General features: G+C 63.4%; 17 protein-coding genes. 8 read left to right on the forward strand and 9 right to left on the reverse strand.

The genetic code is table 11. The features are described 5' to 3' along the window. Nucleotides 1–84: 84 nt before the first annotated feature. The 3 genes from FLP30_RS00970 to FLP30_RS00980 all read right to left on the reverse strand — a co-directional run bounded on the left by FLP30_RS00970 (nt 85) and on the right by FLP30_RS00980 (nt 4,802). Complete coding sequence (locus tag FLP30_RS00970; RefSeq protein WP_149277945.1) at nt 85–1,563, reverse strand: Ppx/GppA family phosphatase; 1,479 nt, start codon at nt 1,561–1,563, stop codon at nt 85–87. A gap of 105 nt (nt 1,564–1,668) precedes the next feature. Continuing rightward, nucleotides 1,669–3,945: an RNA degradosome polyphosphate kinase gene (locus FLP30_RS00975; RefSeq protein ID WP_149277946.1), complete on the reverse strand. Its 2,277-nt coding sequence runs from the start codon at nt 3,943–3,945 to the stop codon at nt 1,669–1,671. 134 nt (nt 3,946–4,079) lie between these two features. After that, nucleotides 4,080–4,802, reverse strand: coding sequence for a P-loop NTPase family protein (locus tag FLP30_RS00980; RefSeq protein ID WP_149277947.1), 723 nt, complete (start codon nt 4,800–4,802; stop codon nt 4,080–4,082). 176 nt (nt 4,803–4,978) lie between these two features. On the opposite strand from FLP30_RS00980, the gene purM reads away from it, so the two are divergent. From purM to FLP30_RS01010, 6 genes are all read left to right on the forward strand, one after another. Beyond that, nucleotides 4,979–6,061: a phosphoribosylformylglycinamidine cyclo-ligase gene (gene purM / locus FLP30_RS00985; protein WP_149277948.1), complete on the forward strand. Its 1,083-nt coding sequence runs from the start codon at nt 4,979–4,981 to the stop codon at nt 6,059–6,061. After that, nucleotides 6,058–6,681, forward strand: coding sequence for a phosphoribosylglycinamide formyltransferase (purN, locus tag FLP30_RS00990; RefSeq protein WP_149277949.1), 624 nt, complete (start codon nt 6,058–6,060; stop codon nt 6,679–6,681). The genes purM and purN overlap by 4 nt, the downstream gene beginning before the upstream one ends. 55 nt (nt 6,682–6,736) lie before the next feature. Next, entirely contained in the window at nt 6,737–8,050 is a 1,314-nt protein-coding gene (locus tag FLP30_RS00995; RefSeq protein ID WP_149277950.1) for an RsmB/NOP family class I SAM-dependent RNA methyltransferase, read from the forward strand. A 60-nt stretch (nt 8,051–8,110) separates the two neighbouring features. Further along, nucleotides 8,111–8,773, forward strand: a complete 663-nt coding sequence (rpe, locus tag FLP30_RS01000) for a ribulose-phosphate 3-epimerase (protein ID WP_149277951.1) — start codon at nt 8,111–8,113, stop codon at nt 8,771–8,773. Between the two features lie 93 nt (nt 8,774–8,866). Beyond that, a complete protein-coding gene (locus tag FLP30_RS01005; protein WP_149277952.1) occupies nt 8,867–10,657 on the forward strand; it encodes a heparinase II/III family protein in 1,791 nt (596 codons plus the stop codon). Between the two features lie 16 nt (nt 10,658–10,673). Continuing rightward, the gene (locus tag FLP30_RS01010) at nt 10,674–11,792 is read left to right on the forward strand and encodes a glycosyltransferase family 4 protein (RefSeq protein WP_149277953.1); all 1,119 of its coding nucleotides are present in this window, start codon (nt 10,674–10,676) and stop codon (nt 11,790–11,792) included. Between the two features lie 18 nt (nt 11,793–11,810). Here the strand turns inward: FLP30_RS01010 and FLP30_RS01015 are convergent, their stop codons facing one another. The 6 genes from FLP30_RS01015 to FLP30_RS01040 all read right to left on the reverse strand — a co-directional run bounded on the left by FLP30_RS01015 (nt 11,811) and on the right by FLP30_RS01040 (nt 15,770). Further along, on the reverse strand, nt 11,811–12,308 hold the full coding sequence (locus FLP30_RS01015; protein ID WP_149277954.1) for a hypothetical protein: 498 nt from the start codon (nt 12,306–12,308) through the stop codon (nt 11,811–11,813). 168 nt (nt 12,309–12,476) lie between these two features. Then, a complete protein-coding gene (gene dnaQ / locus FLP30_RS01020) occupies nt 12,477–13,151 on the reverse strand; it encodes a DNA polymerase III subunit epsilon (RefSeq protein ID WP_149277955.1) in 675 nt (224 codons plus the stop codon). Next, complete coding sequence (gene coaE / locus FLP30_RS01025; protein WP_149277956.1) at nt 13,148–13,735, reverse strand: dephospho-CoA kinase; 588 nt, start codon at nt 13,733–13,735, stop codon at nt 13,148–13,150. Before coaE ends, dnaQ begins: the two co-directional genes overlap by 4 nt. Nucleotides 13,736–13,762: 27 nt before the next feature. Next, on the reverse strand, nt 13,763–14,662 hold the full coding sequence (locus FLP30_RS01030) for a shikimate dehydrogenase (RefSeq protein WP_149277957.1): 900 nt from the start codon (nt 14,660–14,662) through the stop codon (nt 13,763–13,765). Then, nucleotides 14,659–15,417, reverse strand: a complete 759-nt coding sequence (locus FLP30_RS01035; RefSeq protein WP_149277958.1) for an N-formylglutamate amidohydrolase — start codon at nt 15,415–15,417, stop codon at nt 14,659–14,661. The genes FLP30_RS01030 and FLP30_RS01035 overlap by 4 nt, the downstream gene beginning before the upstream one ends. Before the next feature lie 38 nt (nt 15,418–15,455). Next, nucleotides 15,456–15,770, reverse strand: coding sequence for a hypothetical protein (locus FLP30_RS01040; RefSeq protein WP_149277959.1), 315 nt, complete (start codon nt 15,768–15,770; stop codon nt 15,456–15,458). 256 nt (nt 15,771–16,026) lie between these two features. Here FLP30_RS01040 and argH point away from each other — a divergent pair, with 256 nt between their 5' ends. Both argH and FLP30_RS14045 read left to right on the forward strand, forming a co-directional pair. Next, the gene (gene argH / locus FLP30_RS01045; RefSeq protein ID WP_149277960.1) at nt 16,027–17,463 is read left to right on the forward strand and encodes an argininosuccinate lyase; all 1,437 of its coding nucleotides are present in this window, start codon (nt 16,027–16,029) and stop codon (nt 17,461–17,463) included. Continuing rightward, nucleotides 17,460–17,603, forward strand: a complete 144-nt coding sequence (locus FLP30_RS14045) for a hypothetical protein (protein ID WP_168200025.1) — start codon at nt 17,460–17,462, stop codon at nt 17,601–17,603. The genes argH and FLP30_RS14045 overlap by 4 nt, the downstream gene beginning before the upstream one ends. Nucleotides 17,604–17,625 lie beyond the last annotated feature (22 nt).

Genomic DNA, 17,625 nt, shown 5'->3' on the forward strand with positions numbered 1-17,625 from the left:
CCGCCAGACCGGACATGCATAGGTGACAGCCTGCCCGCAGGCAATGCTCTTTGTCTACCTGTCTGGCGCGCGTTCTGTGCTTTTTCAGTCCACCAGTTCTGCGGCAAAGCGCGTTGCCACACCCAGCGCCTGCCCAAGCCGCTCCAGCCCGCGCCGCACGCTCTCGCCCTTAACGGCCACCCGGCCAGAGGTCAGGGTCAGCACCAGTTCCTCCCCTTCCCACAGCAGGGATGTCCCCTCCAGCAGCAGGCCGGACCCACCGGACAGCGAATAGGCCAGCCGCAGCGTAAGCCCTAGTGCCACGGCACTGCGCCACTGATCGTCCGTCAGCAGCAGGCGCGAGGTTGTCAGGAAAGGTGCATCCAGTTCCACCGCGTAACGCACCGCCAGCACCAGTGCCAGCCAGCTACGGGCCTGATGGTCAAACCCCGCCCCCTGCAGGCGCAGCACACGCCAGTATGTCTGCTCGGCGCGATACTCAGGGTGTTCGTGACTGCCAATATCGGACAGGGTGCAGGCCAGATGGCGCAGATGGGTCTGTGCGGCACTTTCCTGCCGGACCAGCAGGCTGGTCCATTCTGACAGAATGGCGGGCAATGTCGGGCTACGGCCCAGCCGGATGCACATATCCTGCGCCACGGCTTCCATCGGGTCCTGCGCCAGACAGTCAGGGGCGACATTGAGCATATACCAGCCCTCGCGCAGACCATCGACGCAGAACACTATCCGCTCCGGCTGCACCTTGCGCATCAACCGCCACAGCACCGTCGCCGCAAACGGAATATCCTCCACCCGCTTGCGGGGCACACCGGGCAGGCGCTCCATGCCCCTGCGTGATGTGCTGCGTACCCAGTCTGTCATCTCCCGCGCTTCCTGCAAGGACAGCGTGTAGTAATGGACAATGTTCAGCGGGTAATTGGTGCGGGCAATCTGTAGGCGTGCCAGCGCGCGGAAGGCACCACCGACCAGATACAGCGTGTTGCCGCGCACGCGGGGCAGCCAGTCCACACCATCAATATCCTGATCAGCAAGCTGGCGGGCTTTTTCAATATCCCCTTCGGCCCGATCAGACAGGCGGATCATCCCCAGTGGCAGGGTCGTGGCGTCATGCCGCCCCTGCTCGGTGAGGTGGATGAGTTCCAGCGACCCCCCGCCAACATCAGCCACAAGCCCGTTTGCGTTGGGGATACCGCACATGACCCCGATGGCGGAGTGGTCAGCCTCCTCCTTGCCGGACAGAATGCGAATGACAACACCCGGCATGGTCTGTTGCAGCATTTCCACAAATGCCGGGCCGTTTGTTGCGTCCCGCACGGCGGCGGTCGCCAGGATTTCAAACGGTTCGGCATTCATGGCCCTGGCAATGGCGTGAAAGCGCTCAAGCACCTCCACCGCCATGGCAACACCTTCCTCGTTCAGGCGGCCGGTGCTTGTCAGGCCGCGCCCAAGGCGCAGCACTGCCTTTTCGTTGAAAATGGGTACAGGGTTGCGAGAAACCCCTTCAAACACCACAAGACGAACCGAGTTGGACCCAAGATCCACCACCGCTGACCGACGCTGCATGTCTTTCCTCCTTCTCAGCACGACCGCCATGACAGAAAAAGAGACTGCCCGGCAAGATGCACCCTGGCCGAAAATCGTTACCTGGCCGGGTGCTGTGCCCTGATTTCAAACATCAAGCAGCAGGTTCTGCCCCGACGGTAAGGCCCCCGACGGCCGCAGGTTGGTCTCATGCGCGGCAGAGCCACGCCCCGACAGGGAAGGATGGGTCATAAACCAGTCATGGCTGGAAAACGGCTTGTTACCCGCAGGCAACCGCCGCCAGACCCCTGTCTGCTCCAGTATCCACGACTGAAGGTTGTCACGGATGCTGGACACCATGATCTGGTCGAGCACCTGGGCATGAACGGTCGGGTTGGTAATGGGCACCATGCTTTCCACCCGCCAGTCCATGTTGCGGGTCATCCAGTCCGCCGAGGAAATGAAAACACGGGCATGGCGTGATGGCAGGCGGTAGCCATTGCCAAATACGAAAATACGCGAATGTTCCAAAAACCGGCCAACAACCGACTTGATGCGGATGTTCTCGGACAGTCCCGGCACGCCGGGCCGCAGGCAGCAGATACCGCGCACAACGCCCACAATCTTAACCCCCGCGCAGGACGCACGGTACAGGTGGTCGATCAGGGTCGGGTCCACCAGAGCATTCATTTTCAGCCAGATGGTGCCCGGCTTGCCCCGTTTGACCTGCTCCATTTCATCTTCAATCAACTGCACCAGAGTGCGGCGGATGGTAATGGGGGAAAAGGCCAGCTCCTCCATTTTGGAGGGCATGGCGTAGCCTGTCACGTAATTGAACAGGCGGGCAGAATCCCGCGCCAGCGCCGGATTGCAGGTAAAAAATGATAGGTCGGTGTAAATACGGGCAGTAATGGGGTGGTAATTGCCCGTGCCAAAATGGGCGTAGGAGCGCACCTGTGCGCCCTCACGCCGCACAACAAGGCTGAGCTTGGCATGGGTCTTAAGGTCGGAAAACCCAAAGACAACCTGCACGCCCGCTGCCTCCAGCGCGCGGGACAGGCGGATATTGGCTTCCTCATCAAAGCGGGCGCGTAGTTCCACCATGGCGGTGACCGACTTTCCGGCCTCCGCCGCCTCAATCAGCGCCTTCACGATCGGAGAATCCCGCGACGTGCGATAGAGCGTCTGCTTGATCGCAATCACGTTGGGGTCCTGCGCGGCCTGACGCAGGAACTGGACCACCACATCAAAACTCTCAAACGGGTGGTGCACCAGCAGGTCTTTGGCACGGATTGCGGCAAAGCAATCACCGTGGAAATCCATAATCCGCTCAGGAAAGCGCGGCGTGTATGGGGCAAACAGCAGGTCGGGCCTGTCGTCCACAATAATCTGTTTAAGGTCCACCACCCCGATCATGCCGGAATGGACGGCAATTTCATCCTCCGGCAGGTCCAGGTCGGAGGCAATGGCGTTGGCCAGTTCCGCTGGTACACGCTTTTCCATGTCCAGATGGATGACAACACCACGGCGGCGGCGCTTGAGTGCGGTCTCGTAAGACCGCACCAGGTCTTCGGCCTCATCCTCAAACTCAACATCGGTATCACGGATGACCCGCAGGACGCCGCTTTCACCCACCGTCAACCCGGCGAATAGCCGGTCTATGAACAGGGTTATCAGGTCTTCCAGCCGGATAAAGCGGATCTGCGCCGGGGTGGCTGCGTCCTTGGGGGCTGGAGACGGCAGGCGGATAAAGCGCTCGATCTGCCCCGGCAGCAGGATCAGGGCATTCATGGCAAACAGCCCTGTATCCTCATCAAGCAAGCGCAGCCCAAGGGCCAGCCCCATGTTGGGAATGAAAGGCAGCGGGTGGGCAGGGTCAACCGCCAGCGGTGTCAGGACAGGGAAAATCCGGTCGGTAAAACATTTTTCCAGCCAGTCCCGGTCTGCATCATCCAGATCTGCTGTTTCGCAGACTGTCACATCCGCCTTGGCCAGCAGGCCGCGCAGTTCGGTCCATATCCGCTGCTGCTCCCGCAGCAGGCGGCCACTGCGTTCGCGCACGGCGTCAAGCTGCTGGGTAGGGGTGCGCCCGTCGGGGGAAAGAGTTGCCAGTCCCTCCCGCTGCTGCCCCACCAGACCCGCCACCCGGACTGAATAAAACTCGTCCAGATTACTGGCGCTGATGGACAGAAAGCGCAGCCGTTCGAGCAACGGGTTGCGGGGGTTGTCGGCCTCGTCCACCACGCGCTGGTTAAAGTCCAGCCAGGACAGTTCCCGGTTTATAAAGCGTTCGGGAGAGGTTGCTGTAATGGGGTGGGCGACTGCCTTGCGGCTTCGGCTACCCGACGCGGGGCGGGTCCGCGTTTTTCCGGCAGATGGCCGAACGCCCGCACCACGCGTATTCTTCCCATCCTTGTCCGTCATTCGCTTCCTCTCCATGCCACAACCTCAATACCGCGGCATGGTAATCAAGACTTTGCCAGAAGCAAGCCAGATCAACGGCTCAACAGCACACCCCCGAGCCTACCCCGCGGGGCATGCGCCTGATCACGCTGTATTTACAGACTATCACCCTCACGCGCGGCCAGAATATCCAGCACACGGGCAGCCAGAGCGCGTGTGACAGGCCCGCCTTCGGCCAGGGCCGCCTGATCCAGCATGGCCACGCAGTCACGCACGGCGCTGGCACGCCGTGGCAGGCGGGGCAGCAGCCAGCGCGTGACCTGCGGGGCAACCACGACCTGCCGCTCGGCCAGCAGGCGCAACAGCAACCTGTGCAGCAGATATTCCTCCGCCGGGCCAACGGGCACGCTGGTGGTCGCCCGCAGGCGGCTGAGCAGGTCCGGCAGGCCAACCGGCCAGCGGGCCGGGGCAAGCCGCGCAGCCATCAGCAGCGACACCCGCCGCTCACGCACAAGGTTGATGAGGTGCAGCAGGTCCTGCTCCGAAGGTACACGATCGGCATTGTCCAAAGCCACGGCGCGAAAGCCCCCGGCATCAAACAGGGCAGCCACATCCCGCTCGTTCAGGAGGCTCCCCTCCATGACCGGCGCGCCATGCCGCCCCGCCCAGATGGACAGAAGATGGGTCTTGCCCGTCCCGCTCTCCCCCCACAGTGCCATGCGCCCTTCGGGCCAGCGGCTTGGGGCTTCGGCGTCCAGCACCCAGGTGCGCGCCGCTGCGTTGGAAGGGGCCGCGACGAAGTCAGACCGCCCGAATCGGGGCCTGTAGACAAAAGGCAGAGTGAACTGCCCTGCCCCTCCCGTATCATTCCCACGCACCGCGCCACCCCCGTTTTGGAGCCCCTGCCAGAGGCAGGCAGATATGCTTTGTTTCACCAATCCGTGTCATACCGCTTTGCGTGCCGCTTCTCCTGCCCTAAAGACTGTTCCGGGAATCCTAACTCACGCCGTTCCCCGCATCGACCTTTATTCTCATTCAGATCAAGAGCGCCCGTATGACGTCTTCTCCTCGCACCCCTTCCTCCGGCCTCACCTACCGTGATTCCGGCGTGGACATTGAAGCAGGCGAAGCCCTTGTTGACGCCATCCGCCCTGCTGCCAAAGCCACAGACCGGCCCGGCACCATGGGGGGGCTGGGGGGTTTTGGCGCTCTCTTCGATCTGAAGGCCGCAGGCTTTACAGACCCGGTCCTTGTGTCCTGCACCGACGGCGTGGGCACCAAGCTGAACCTTGCCATCGATACCGACCTGCATGAAACGGTGGGAATCGACCTTGTCGCCATGTGCGTGAACGATCTGATCGTGCAGGGGGCCGAGCCGCTTTTCTTCCTCGACTATTTTGCGACTGGCCGCCTGTCCGTTGCCAGTGCTGCCAAAGTAGTGCGCGGCATTGCCGCAGGCTGCGAGCAGTCCGGCTGTGCGCTGGTCGGGGGCGAAACAGCCGAAATGCCGGGCATGTACGCCAATGGCCATTATGATCTGGCTGGTTTTTCCGTTGGCGCAGCCGAACGCGGCGCGCTGCTGCCCGCAGGCATTGCCGCAGGGGACACGCTGATTGCCCTGCCGTCCTCCGGTGTGCATTCCAACGGCTTCTCCCTCGTGCGCCGTATCGTGGCAGACGCTCACCTGACCTGGACCGACCCGGCAGCCTTTGCCCCCGGCCAGAACCTGGGTGAGGCCTTTCTGACACCGACCCGCCTGTATGTCCGCTCCGTTCTGGCGCTGCACAAGGCCGGGCTGCTGCATGGTGCGGCCCATATTACGGGCGGTGGCCTGCCCGGCAACCTGCCCCGCGTGCTGCCTGACGGGCTGGATGCCGTTATTGATGGTGCATGGCCCGTGCCGCCTGTTTTTGGCTGGCTGGCCCGCACCGGCAATGTGGAAAACGAAGAAATGCTGCGCGTGTTCAACTGCGGCATTGGCATGGTGCTGATTACGCCGGAGCCTGAGAAGGTGATGGAGATGCTGGCCAGCATGGGCGAAGCCGCAACCGTGATCGGCCATGTTGCCCGCGCAGCAGATGCCAGCGCCAAGCCGGGGCTGACCATGCAGGCCACACCGGATTTCCGCGCAGTATGACCACGGACAAGACACCCGTCGCCTTGATGATAAGCGGGCGGGGCAGCAACGCGACTGCCCTTGTCCGCGCGGCGGCGGACCCGGCTTTTCCCGCCCGGATCTGCCTTGTGCTCAGCAATAATCCGCAGGCTCCCGGTCTGGAGATGGCGCGGGCGGCAGGTCTGCCCACGCTGGCCATCGACCACCGCCCCTTTGGCAAGGACAGGGCCGCGCATGAACAGGCGTTGCATGCTGCCCTGACCGAAGCCGGGGCGCAGGCCGTCTGCCTGGCAGGCTATATGCGCCTGCTGACCCCGTTCCTGACACAGGCATGGGCAGGACGGATGCTGAACATCCACCCAAGCCTCCTGCCCTCATTCCCCGGCCTGCACACGCATGAGCGCGCGCTGGATGCAGGGGTGCGCGTGCATGGCTGCACCGTCCACCTTGTGACCGAAGGGATGGATGAAGGCCCCATTCTGGGCCAGGCCGCCGTGCCTGTTCTTGCTGATGATACAGCCGACCTGCTGTCCGCCCGTGTGCTGGAGCAGGAACACCTGCTATACCCCCGCGCGCTGCGGCATTTTCTGACCCGACAGCCTGCATCAGCCAGCACAGCCTCGGCCCTGCTGGTGGCCTGATTACGGCCATTTTTCATTCCATCCTGCTGCCACAACACGGTTGTTCCCCGATCCCATGACATCTTCCCCGCGCCCAGCCCGCCCCGGACGGCGGGGCCAACCCCGCCCACAGCCCGACCCCACGCGTGACATCGCCTTCGATATCCTGTGTGGTGTGGTGGAACACCGCCGCATGCTGGACACCAGCCTGTCACGGGCGACAGAAACCCATAAGGCAGACCCCAGAGACCGCGCAGCGGCCCATCGGCTGGCCGCCGCCACACTGCGCCACCTGGGCACCCTGCGCGCCGTGCTGGAGCCATTCCTGCGCAAGGAACCACCCGAACCCGTACGCGTGGCCTTGATGATGGGCTGCGCCCAGCTGCTCTATCTGGAAACACCGCCCCACGCTGCCGTGGGCACAACCGTCTCGCTCCTGCGCCGCCGCGGGCTGGCCCCGTTCGCAGGGCTGGCCAATGCCGTGCTGCGCAAGGTCGCGACAGAAATGGGGGCCCTGCTTGAAGGGCTGGACCAGCCCCGGCTGGATATTCCCCAGTGGCTGTGGAGTTCCTGGGCCACCATGGGGCCAAAGGTTCCCCGCGCCATTGCCACAGGGCTCAGCCACGAAGCCCCGCTGGACATTACCCTGCGCCCAGGCGTTGCCGTGCCAGAAGGCGGTGTGCTGCTGCCTAACGGGTCTGTCCGTTTCCCCGCTGGTACCCGCGTAACCGAGTTGCCGGGCTATGAGCAGGGTGATTTCTGGGTACAGGACGCCGCAGCCACCTTGCCAGCCCGCCTGCTTGGCGCGCGTGAGGGCGAGCATGTGGCCGACCTGTGTGCAGCCCCCGGCGGCAAAACCGCCCAGTTGGCCCTGACAGGAGCCACCGTCACGGCGGTTGAAAACAATCCGGCCCGTATGCCCCGCCTGTTGGAAAACATCAGCCGCCTTGGCCTGACAGCCCAGGCCATTCAGGCTGATGCCACAAGCTGGCAACCCCCGGCACCGCTGGACGCAGTCCTGCTGGATGCCCCCTGCTCCGCCACAGGCACGGCCCGCCGCCACCCCGATGTGCTGTGGGTCAAACGCCCGCGCGACCTTGCCGGGCTTGCCGCCACCCAGGACCGCCTGCTTGCTGCCGCGCGTGACATGCTGCGCCCCGGCGGGCGGTTGGTCTATGCCGTATGCTCCTTGCAGGAAGAGGAAGGCCCAGCCCGCGCCCGCGCCGCCGAAGCCATGGGGCTGGAACCCATGCCCTTTACGGAAGAGGAACTGGCCTTTCTGCCAGAAGCCCGCACACGGGAAGGCTGGCTACGCACCCACCCCGGCCTGTGGGCGGACAAAGGCGGTATGGACGGGTTTTTTGCCGCCCGTTTCACACGCAAAGGCTAGGCGGTACACTGGCCACACCCCATGGTTGCACCGCATCGCGGAATTTCGGATAAGAAACATATGCGCCCAGCCTCCTGCCCCCTGATTGCCCCCAGCCTGCTTGCAGCCGACTTCACCCGTCTTGGGGAAGAGGTTGAGGCCATAGCAAACGCCGGGGCGGACTGGCTGCATCTGGACATTATGGATGGGCATTTTGTGCCCAATATTTCCTTCGGCCCGTCCGTGGTCAAAGCCCTGCGGCCCCGGACCTCCCTGCCGTTTGACGTGCACCTGATGATCGCCCCGGTGGACCCCTATCTGGAAGCTTTTGCCCAGGCTGGGGCGGACCAGATTCTGATCCATATCGAAGCCGGGCCACACACCCATCGCTCCCTTGAACGGATTCGCAGCCTGGGCGCCAAGCCCGGCATCGTGCTGTGCCCCGCCACACCGCCCGAAGCCATCGCAGAAGTGATGGACATGGTCGATGTCATCCTGGTCATGACCGTTAACCCAGGCTTTGGTGGCCAGAAGTTTCTGCACAGCCAACTGGCCAAGATCAGCCGCCTGCGGGACATGATTGCCCAGACCGGCCGTGACATTCGACTGGCTGTGGATGGGGGGATTGATACCACAACAGCCCCACTGGCAACCAAGGCCGGAGCGGATGTGCTGATTGCAGGCAGCGCAGTTTACGGCAAAGCTGATTACGCCGCAGCAATAAACGCATTGCGGGCACATTAGCCCTGCCAAAGCCACGCTCTGGCCAAAAAGGTTTTTTACTCCTGTAAGTCCACGCTGCCTTACCCCACCCCAGCCATGGAGTTCTTGCCGACGATGCCCCTGCGCCGATGGACCCGTGGAGCCCGCCTGATTTACGCCATGCGCAATCCGCTTGGCGGTTTTACCCGCGTGCCTGCGGCCCCCAGCATCACTCTGCGCGACCTGTGGCCCGGCAATGCCGCCATTGGCGAACGGCTTGTCCGCAATCAGACCCAGTACGACGGTGTCACCCGTAGCCTGCATGCCGGACAGTGGGATGACAGCGCGTGGCCTCAGTCCTACCGACGCTGGCTACAAGGCTTTACGTGGCTGCGGGACCTGCGCGAGCTTGGGGCGGAATCCGCCCGCATCAAGGCCCGTACCCTTGTTGCCCAATGGATGCGCCTGCCCCCTTCGGAGCGCCCCGTGGCAGACCCGTCCATTACCGGCGCGCGCCTTGCCGCCTGGTTGGGCTGTTATGATTTCTTTGCGGCTTCAGCGGACGACACATTCCGCCAGAACCTGATGGCCTCGCTGATCATGGAGGCCCGCTCGATCATGACCCTGCTGCCCGAGGCCACGCAGGGCTGCGGGACGCTGACTGCCCTGAAAGGGCTCCTGGCCACGGCGGTCTCCCTGCCCGACCAGCCCGAATTCCTGACCCGTTACCTGCGCCTGATAGACCCGGTGCTGGCAGACCAGTTCCACCCTGATGGCGGACATTATTCCCGCAACCCGCAGGACCAGTTTCTGGCCGTGCGGGAACTGGCGGAAATGCTCTACACCCTTCAGGCAGCCCGCCTGCCGCTGCCCACAGGCCTGCTGGAAGCCGCCAACCGGGCAGCCCCGGCCCTGCGCGCAATGCGCCATGGTGATGGAGGGTTGGCGCTGTTCAATGGCAGTGCGGAACAGGACAGCCAACTGATCGAGCATGTCCTCAACCGGGCATCACGCAGCAGGGTTGTGGCGGCGGGCCTGCCTGATACAGGCTTTGTACGCATGAGCAGCGGCCATGCCCTGGTGCTGGCCGACGCCGCAGCCCCTGCCCCACCCGGCTTTGACCAGAACGCCCATGCGGGCATGCTATCGTTTGAATTTTCATCCGCCCGACAGCGGCTGATCGTCAACTGCGGGTCCAGCATGCACCCCGGTTGGGCAGGGGCGCTGCGCTACCCCGCCGCGCATTCCGTTCTGGAAATGACAGGCCTGTCACCGCTGGACTTCAACCCGGATGGCACCGTTGTCAGGCCGCCGCAGGTCACCCGCACCCATGTCACGCGCGACGGCGCACATTGGCTGGAGATGACACATAACGGCTACGAACATCAGGGCGCTGGCCTGTATTACCGTCAGCTTTACCTGAGCCGTGATGGCCGGAGCCTGCGGGGGGAGGAACAGGTACGCGGTGCGCACTCGCCCCTGTCGCTTTGCATCCGCTTCCATCTACATCCTGACATCATGGTTGAAACAACCGAAAACGGCTATCTGCTGCATGCCGAGGACGAAAGCTGGCTGTTTCAGTCCGATGCCACCATCAGCGTGGAAGAAAGCGTTTATCTGGGCAAGGGCACACCCACCCCAACGCTGCAACTGGTCCTGACACCCCCTACCCCGGCGAGCCCCGCTCCCCAGCCGCTCTCCGAACCTCTTGAAGACCCGGCCCCCGAGCAGGAGCAGGAGGACGGTGCCCCAGTCGAGCATGATGCCGAACAGACGCGTGATGACGATATCACCACCGCGCCGCCAGCAGACCTCCCTCTCCCACTGGCGGAACCACTGCCACCCGCCATCGAGGCCATACCGCCCCCGCTTGTTCCCGCAGGCCTGCGGCCCATCCACTGGGCGCTGTCACTCGTCAATGACTAGTGCGGGCTGAACCTGTGTGAAAATTCTCGAAGTCACCAACACCGACTTCGCACTGGCGCATTTTGTGCTCCCGCTGATGCGCGCACTCAAGGCAAACGGGCATGATGTGGTTGGGGTCTGTGCAGATGGCCCCTTGCTGGCACAGGCCCGCGGGGAAGGCTTTCGGGTAGAAACACCCCCACTCGCCCGCAACTGGTCGCCCACCGTCCAAGTGCGTGCCCTAATTGCGCTGGTCAGGCTGATCCGGCGGGAGAAACCCGACCTGCTGCATGCCCACATGCCTATCAGCGGTATTCTCGCCCGGATTGCGGCCCGGATCTGCAACGTGCCCTGCATTGCCTATACCTGCCACGGGTTTTTGTTCAATCAGCCTGCAACACCACTGCCCCGCCGCCTTCTGGCTTTGGTGCTGGAACTGATCTGCGGCCGCATGACCCATGTTTACATGACGGTATCACGCGAAGAAGCACAGGATGCCCGCCGCCTGCATATTCACCCAGCCCCCATAGCCATTGGCAACGGGCGGGACAGCCGTGTTTTCAAACCCGATGCCACCGCCCGCCTACGGATACGGCAGGAGCTTGGCACGGCAGAGACAACGCCTGTCATCATCATTGTCTCACGCCTGGTGCATCACAAAGGGTATCTGGAACTACTGGAGGCCATGACCCACGTTACAGCGGCTGAACTCTGGATTGTGGGGCAGCGCCTGCCCTCCGACCATGGGCTAGACCTGGCACCGGCACTCAGCAAGGCGCAGGCGGATATGGGTACACGGCTGAAATGTCTGGGCTATCGCACCGACATTCCCGCCCTGCTGGCCGCTGCGGATATTTTTACACTGCCCAGCCATTTTGAAGGCCTGCCCATGTCGGTTATCGAGGCCATGCTCTGCGGGCTCCCAGTGGTCAGCACCGATATCCGTGGGCCGCGTGAGCAAGTTGTGCCGGGGCAGACCGGGCTTGTTGTGCCTCCGGGCGCTCCCAAGCCTCTGGCGCAAGCCCTGAGCAGGCTTGTCCACGACCTGCCATCCGCACGGCAGATGGGAGACAGAGGGCGCACACGCGCCCTTGCTCTCTTTGAGGAAAATCAGATCCTGAACACAGTCGTCACCCTGCTCGAACGCCGGGGCTGACTGGCAAGCCGTGTTGCGTCAGGGGGTGCCCGTAGCCGCAGGTGCTGCGGGGGTAGCGGGAGCCTCCACAGGCTTGAGCAGGCGGATGGTCAGCCGCGATGGTGAGGCCGCAAGACGGCCACCGGTGCGGCTTTCATCCAGACGGATACGCACGCCATCATCATTTTCCATCAGCGAGCCGGAAACACCCCGGCCTATCGTGGCCTCGCCCGACAAGGCCCAGTAGGTGCCGGGAAAGTCCTCAATCCTCTGGAGATTGTAGACCTTGCCGATACTCTTGCCGGACGAAAAACCAACAGCAGCGGCCGAAGCCCCCGCCACTTCAAAAGGATACTGGCGACCGCCGTAGGTCAGCACCCCATGGCCCCATGTGTAGCCAAGCCCCAGACTGGCAGAGCTTGATACAAATGTGACCTCCGCCGTCACAGGGCCAAGCACGGGCTCGGCCCATGCAGGCATGGACCATACCCCACACAAGGTCATGGTCACGGCAAAACGGCAGGATGCTGAACGCATCAGGTACGCTCCCTGTAACAGCAGGCAAAAACGAAGCTGACTGCACAGGCCGGAAGAAAACCGCCAACCTGACAAGACAGATGCCATTTTGTTGTTATCGGCCCAAGGATGGCATACGCGCCACCCTCTGCAAAGCCCTTTCCTGAAAGGGGACTGACACAAGACGCGTTACCCCAGCCAGAGTGGTTCTTTCAATTTCCCGACAAATTCGGCGTGGCGGGCCAGTTCCTCGGCAGTGGGTGTCACGCGCACAACCGTGCGTGTGACCGGGGCATCGTAGGTTACAATCTGGGCCGGGCCACCATCGGCAACCAGACCCAAGCCATGCTGGCGGCCGCCCATCAGCTCAACATACACCTCGGCCAGCAGGGTGCAGTCCAACAGGGCGTTGTGGGTGGTACGGGCGGACAGATCTATGCCAAAGCGGCGGCACAAAGCATCCAGACTGTTGGGCATGCCGGGAAAGCGCGTGCGCGCCATGTCCAGCGTGTCCACCATGCGGCCCATATCCAGCGGCTTGTAGCCTGCCCGGCGCAGTTCGGCATTGAGAAAGCCAAAGTCAAAGCGGGCATTATGGGCAATGAGTTGGTCATCCCCGATAAAGGCCAGAAAGCGCTCCACCTCATCCGCAAACTTGGGCTTACCCTGCAAATCAGCCTGCGTGAAGCCATGGACGCGTGTGGCCTCCTCAGGCACATCCCGCTCCGGGTCCAGCACGACATGGAACTTATTGCCTGTTGGCAGGTCACCCACCAGTTCCAGCGCCGCAATTTCGATCACGCGGTCACCTGTCGCGGGGTCCAGCCCTGTGGTTTCCGTATCAAACAGGACTGAGCGTTTCATGCCTGCAAACTCCTTAACACCTGGCGCGCCTGCCGCCGTGTTTCATACAAAGACCCGCCCGTTTGCAATACACGATCAGCCCTGAGCCTGCGCCGGGCATCGGGCATCTGGCGGGCTATCAGCCTGCGGGCCTCGGGTGCTGGCATGCCCCGCCGGGCTGCCACCCGGCGGGCCTGTACCCAGCGCGGGGCCGACACGACCAGCACACGGTCGCACAGCTTCTGCCCCCCGGTTTCAAACAGCAGAGGAATATCCAGCACGACCCACCGCGTGCCCGCCCGCCGCTGCCGGGACAGAAAACGCGCGCGGGCAGCCCGAACCTGCGGATGGATGATAGCTTCCAGCTTACGCAAAAGGGCTGGATTTGCTGTTACGGCCTGCCGCAAGACAGCACGGTCCAGACTGCCATCACGCACCACGCCTGGCACAAGCCGCTCCATGGCCGACAGTACCGGGCCAGGGCTGGACTGTAGCCGCAGCACTTCGGCATCCGCATCAAACACAGGCAGGCCAGCACGGCGGAACAATGCCGCGACCGTGCTTTTACCCATGCCCATGCCGCCTGTCAGGCCCAGCACCTTCATGCGGGTCTCCGGCAAAGCAGGCCGGACTTAACTGCGGCCACCACGCAGCACGTAGTCACGCGTGGCGTCATCCACCTCGGGGTTGACACCAAACCATTCCAAAAACCCAAGCCGTGCCTGATGCAACAGCATGCCAAGGCCGCCCAGCGTTTGCAGCCCCTGCCGTTCGGCCTCAGCCAGCAACGGCGTTTTGCGCGGCACGTAGACAATGTCAGCGACCACAAGCCCGCGCCCTGCGGCCTTAAGAGACGGGCAGAACGCCGGATCAGGCCCGCCCTCCATACCCAGTGATGTCGTGTTGACCAGCAGGTCGTAAGCCCCAAGAGCTTTCTCCCAATCCTCCCACGGGCAAACCCCAAGCCCCGGCAGGGCCTCGACAAGCGCATCGGCCCTGTCGCGCGTGCGGTTGGTCACACTCACACGCATGCCAGTCGCCTGCAGGGCAGCCGCGATGGAACGCGCAGCCCCCCCAGCCCCCAGCAGCAGGGCATGCGGCTGCGCCAGACCACCGTGCCTGTCCAGACGCGCCAGCTTGAGACCTTCCGCCTTCAGGCTGGCGACAAAACCATCGCCATCGGTTGAGAGACCACGGATGCTCCCATCTGCCTCAAACACCAGCGTGTTGACCGCGCCTGCACGACGCGCGGATTCGTCCAGCACATCGGCAATCCGATAGGCTGCCTCCTTATGCGGGATGGTCACATTAGCCCCCCGGAAACCAGCCGCTTTCAGCCCCTGTACGGCGGTAGCAAAGTCCTCCGGTTTGACGGGCAGCGGCACATAGGCGCCATCCACCCCATAACGCCGCAGCCAGTAATTATGCAGCAGGGGTGAGCGGGAGTGGCCAACCGGCCAGCCCAGCACCCCCGCAAGCCGTGCGCGGCCCGTAATACGCTGCTCTGCCTGGGTCAGTGCCGGGGCTTTCATGGCTGTTCTCCATACACGTGGCAGAACTGCTGCCAGGCGGCAGGCAGCAGTCGGGCCAGACGTTGCGCCCATTCTGCCTGCCCTGCCGGGGTGGCTATCAGGTCCTGGCGGATTTCAATTTCCAGATACGGTAAGCCTCGCTTTTCGGCATGGAGCGGCACCGTGTAGTCGGATGTATCGGTCAGGGCGTAGGGTTCATTATCGCCCACCGTCAGCCCCTCGGCACGCAGCAGGTCGAGCATGATCTGCGCCAGCCGGGAATCGCGATTGTGCAAAATACCCGCCTGCCATGGTCGTGCCTTACCACGCATGGAGGGCGTAAAGCTGTGCAGCGCCACAAGCACCGTTGGCCTGTTCTGAGCCTGCCGCTCGTCCAGCGCTCGGGCAATACGGGCATGATACGGGTGCAGGATAACCTGCTGCCGCCAGGCCACCTGCTGGTCGGACAGGTCGTGGTTGCCGGGCACCGGTGTTTCATCACTCACCCGCACGATCGAGGTCGGGTGGCCGGGGGCACGGTTGCAGTCAATGACAAGGCGGGAATAGATCTGTTCTATCAGCACGGCGGGCAACAGCTCCGCCAGTGCCCGCCCCATGCCATCGATCCCAATGTCCCAGCCGATATGGCGCGCCCGTTCGGCCTCGCTCAGCCCCAGCCCTGCCAGATCAGGCGGTATGGCCTGCCCCGCATGGTCACTGACCAGCAGAAAGGGGCCACCCCCGTCCCTGCCATGCACGACAAAGCTGTCCGCCATATCCTCTCCCTTCCCTACCCCGTGCCGCCTGCCTGATATCAGGCGAGGGCAGACACAATAACCGTTGCCACACCGGCTTCGGCGCGCACTCGGCCAGCATCGTCACCGCCAAGCCCTTCGGCGTCCAGCCCGCTGCCATCCAGCCCGTAAACCAGATAGGCGGTGTCGGCACCGTCCAGAGCTTCCTCCCCGCCAATATCGTAACGGCGGGCGGCCACGTATTCCGGCCCACGCATTTTTTCTTCCATGCGGCGGACAGCGACCACGGGGCTTTCCGCCCGGATCACTTCCAGCAGCACATTGGCGCCCGGATCAATCACACCAAAGGTCTTAAGGTCGTGTGGTGTTGTCATGGTTCATGAACTCCCCGAATTACACACCGACTTTTAAGCAGAGAAACGCCCGCTGGGCCAGCGCCCACCCGACCACGAGGCCGTGGGTTGCCCGCAGGCGCGGCCCACCCGGCACGGGTTTGGGGTTTGCACGTGGCGCGCAGCCCCGGTAGGGTGCGGACTTTGCACCCGCGCCGTGACAGTATAAATCCGGCGCACATCAGGGCATGATGCCATGCCACCACCACGCAGCAAAGAACGGACCAGGCGCAGAGTGATGTCTCCGAACAGCCAGAACACCACGGAAAAAGCCAGCACGGACAACGCCAACGCCCAGTGGGGTGGGCGCTTCGCCGGTGGGCCGTCGGAGATCATGCAGGCCATCAATGCCTCCATCAGCTTTGACAAGGCGCTGTGGCGGCAGGATATTCGCGGGTCTTTGGCACACGCGGCCATGCTGGCGCATGTTGGCATCATCTCCAGCAGTGACGAAACCGCCATCCGTGACGGGCTGACCGGCATCGGGGCCGAGATCGAGGCTGGCACCTTTACCTTTTCCGAGGCGCTGGAAGATATTCACATGAATATCGAAGCCCGCCTGTCCGAACGGATTGGCGAGGCAGGTAAGCGCCTGCACACCGGTCGTTCCCGCAATGACCAGGTTGCAACCGACTTCCGCCTGTGGGTGCGTGACGCCATTGACGGACTGGACCAGCAGGCTGCATCGCTCATGCGCGCTCTGGCCCTGCGGGCTCAGGAGCATGCGGCAGACCCCATGCCCGGCTTTACCCACCTGCAGACAGCCCAGCCCGTCACCTTTGGCCACCACCTGATGGCTTATGTTGAAATGCTGGCCCGTGACCGTGGCCGCCTGGCGGACACCCGCCGCCGCCTGAACGAATGCCCTCTGGGGTCAGCCGCCCTGGCGGGCACCTCCTTCCCCATCGACCGGGCCATGACTGCCCAGACCCTGGGGTTTGACCGGCCGACCGCCAACTCGCTCGACGCCGTATCCGACCGCGATTTCGCGCTTGAATACCTGTCTGCCCTGTCCATTATGGCCATGCACCTGTCGCGGCTGGCGGAAGAAATCGTTATCTGGTGTTCTTCCCCCTTCTCTTTCATACGGCTGTCGGACGCGTTTACAACGGGTTCCTCCATCATGCCGCAAAAGCGCAACCCCGATGCGGCGGAGCTGATCCGCGCCAAGACAGGCCGTATTACCGGCAGTCTGGTCGGGCTGCTGACAGTCATGAAAGGGCTGCCCCTGGCCTATGCCAAGGACATGCAGGAAGACAAAGAACCCGTTTTTGCCGCAACCGACGCCGCTGCCCTCAGCCTTGCGGCCATGGACGGCATGGTGCGCGACATGCAGGCCAACACAGCGCAGATGCGCGCCCTGGCCGGGTCTGGCTATTCCACCGCGACCGATATTGCGGACTGGCTGGTACGTGTTCTCAAGGTGCCGTTCCGCACGGCCCACCACGTGACCGGCCGCCTTGTCGCCAAGGCTGAAGAAAAGAACATCGGCCTGGCCGAGCTGACACTGGAAGACATGCAGGCTGAAGAGCCCGGCATTACGCCAGACATCTACTCAGTCCTGACGGTTGATGCCTCCATTGCCTCGCGCACCAGCCTGGGTGGCACGGCAGCGGACAATGTGCGGGCGCAGGCACAACGCTGGCTGGCCACGCTTGCGGATACGCAGGCATGACCCCGCGCCTGCTCTGCGGGCTTGGTCTGGCCACCCTGCTGCTGCTGCCCCTGGCAGCCTGCGGCAAAAAAAGCCCGCCACACCCGCCCGGCCCATCCAGCCAGATTACCTACCCACGGACCTACCCGCCGGATGATTGATCCGGGCAGGCTCCCACCTCTG

Source organism: Acetobacter vaccinii, assembly GCF_008365315.1.
In the GTDB taxonomy this organism is placed as follows: Bacteria; Pseudomonadota; Alphaproteobacteria; order Acetobacterales; family Acetobacteraceae; genus Acetobacter; species Acetobacter vaccinii.

What these genes read in the sequence shown, in the direction of transcription:
- coaE (WP_149277956.1), bottom strand. Translation starts at nt 13,735, where the DNA reads ATGAAGGTGCTGGGCCTGACAGGCGGCATGGGCATGGGTAAAAGCACG.
- argH (WP_149277960.1), top strand. Translation starts at nt 16,027, where the DNA reads ATGTCTCCGAACAGCCAGAACACCACGGAAAAAGCCAGCACGGACAAC.
- FLP30_RS01015 (WP_149277954.1), bottom strand. Translation starts at nt 12,308, where the DNA reads ATGCGTTCAGCATCCTGCCGTTTTGCCGTGACCATGACCTTGTGTGGG.
- FLP30_RS01030 (WP_149277957.1), bottom strand. Translation starts at nt 14,662, where the DNA reads ATGAAAGCCCCGGCACTGACCCAGGCAGAGCAGCGTATTACGGGCCGC.
- purN (WP_149277949.1), top strand. Translation starts at nt 6,058, where the DNA reads ATGACCACGGACAAGACACCCGTCGCCTTGATGATAAGCGGGCGGGGC.
- FLP30_RS00975 (WP_149277946.1), bottom strand. Translation starts at nt 3,945, where the DNA reads ATGACGGACAAGGATGGGAAGAATACGCGTGGTGCGGGCGTTCGGCCA.
- FLP30_RS01005 (WP_149277952.1), top strand. Translation starts at nt 8,867, where the DNA reads ATGCCCCTGCGCCGATGGACCCGTGGAGCCCGCCTGATTTACGCCATG.
- purM (WP_149277948.1), top strand. Translation starts at nt 4,979, where the DNA reads ATGACGTCTTCTCCTCGCACCCCTTCCTCCGGCCTCACCTACCGTGAT.
- FLP30_RS01035 (WP_149277958.1), bottom strand. Translation starts at nt 15,417, where the DNA reads ATGGCGGACAGCTTTGTCGTGCATGGCAGGGACGGGGGTGGCCCCTTT.
- FLP30_RS14045 (WP_168200025.1), top strand. Translation starts at nt 17,460, where the DNA reads ATGACCCCGCGCCTGCTCTGCGGGCTTGGTCTGGCCACCCTGCTGCTG.
- dnaQ (WP_149277955.1), bottom strand. Translation starts at nt 13,151, where the DNA reads ATGAAACGCTCAGTCCTGTTTGATACGGAAACCACAGGGCTGGACCCC.
- FLP30_RS01040 (WP_149277959.1), bottom strand. Translation starts at nt 15,770, where the DNA reads ATGACAACACCACACGACCTTAAGACCTTTGGTGTGATTGATCCGGGC.
- FLP30_RS00995 (WP_149277950.1), top strand. Translation starts at nt 6,737, where the DNA reads ATGACATCTTCCCCGCGCCCAGCCCGCCCCGGACGGCGGGGCCAACCC.
- rpe (WP_149277951.1), top strand. Translation starts at nt 8,111, where the DNA reads ATGCGCCCAGCCTCCTGCCCCCTGATTGCCCCCAGCCTGCTTGCAGCC.
- FLP30_RS00970 (WP_149277945.1), bottom strand. Translation starts at nt 1,563, where the DNA reads ATGCAGCGTCGGTCAGCGGTGGTGGATCTTGGGTCCAACTCGGTTCGT.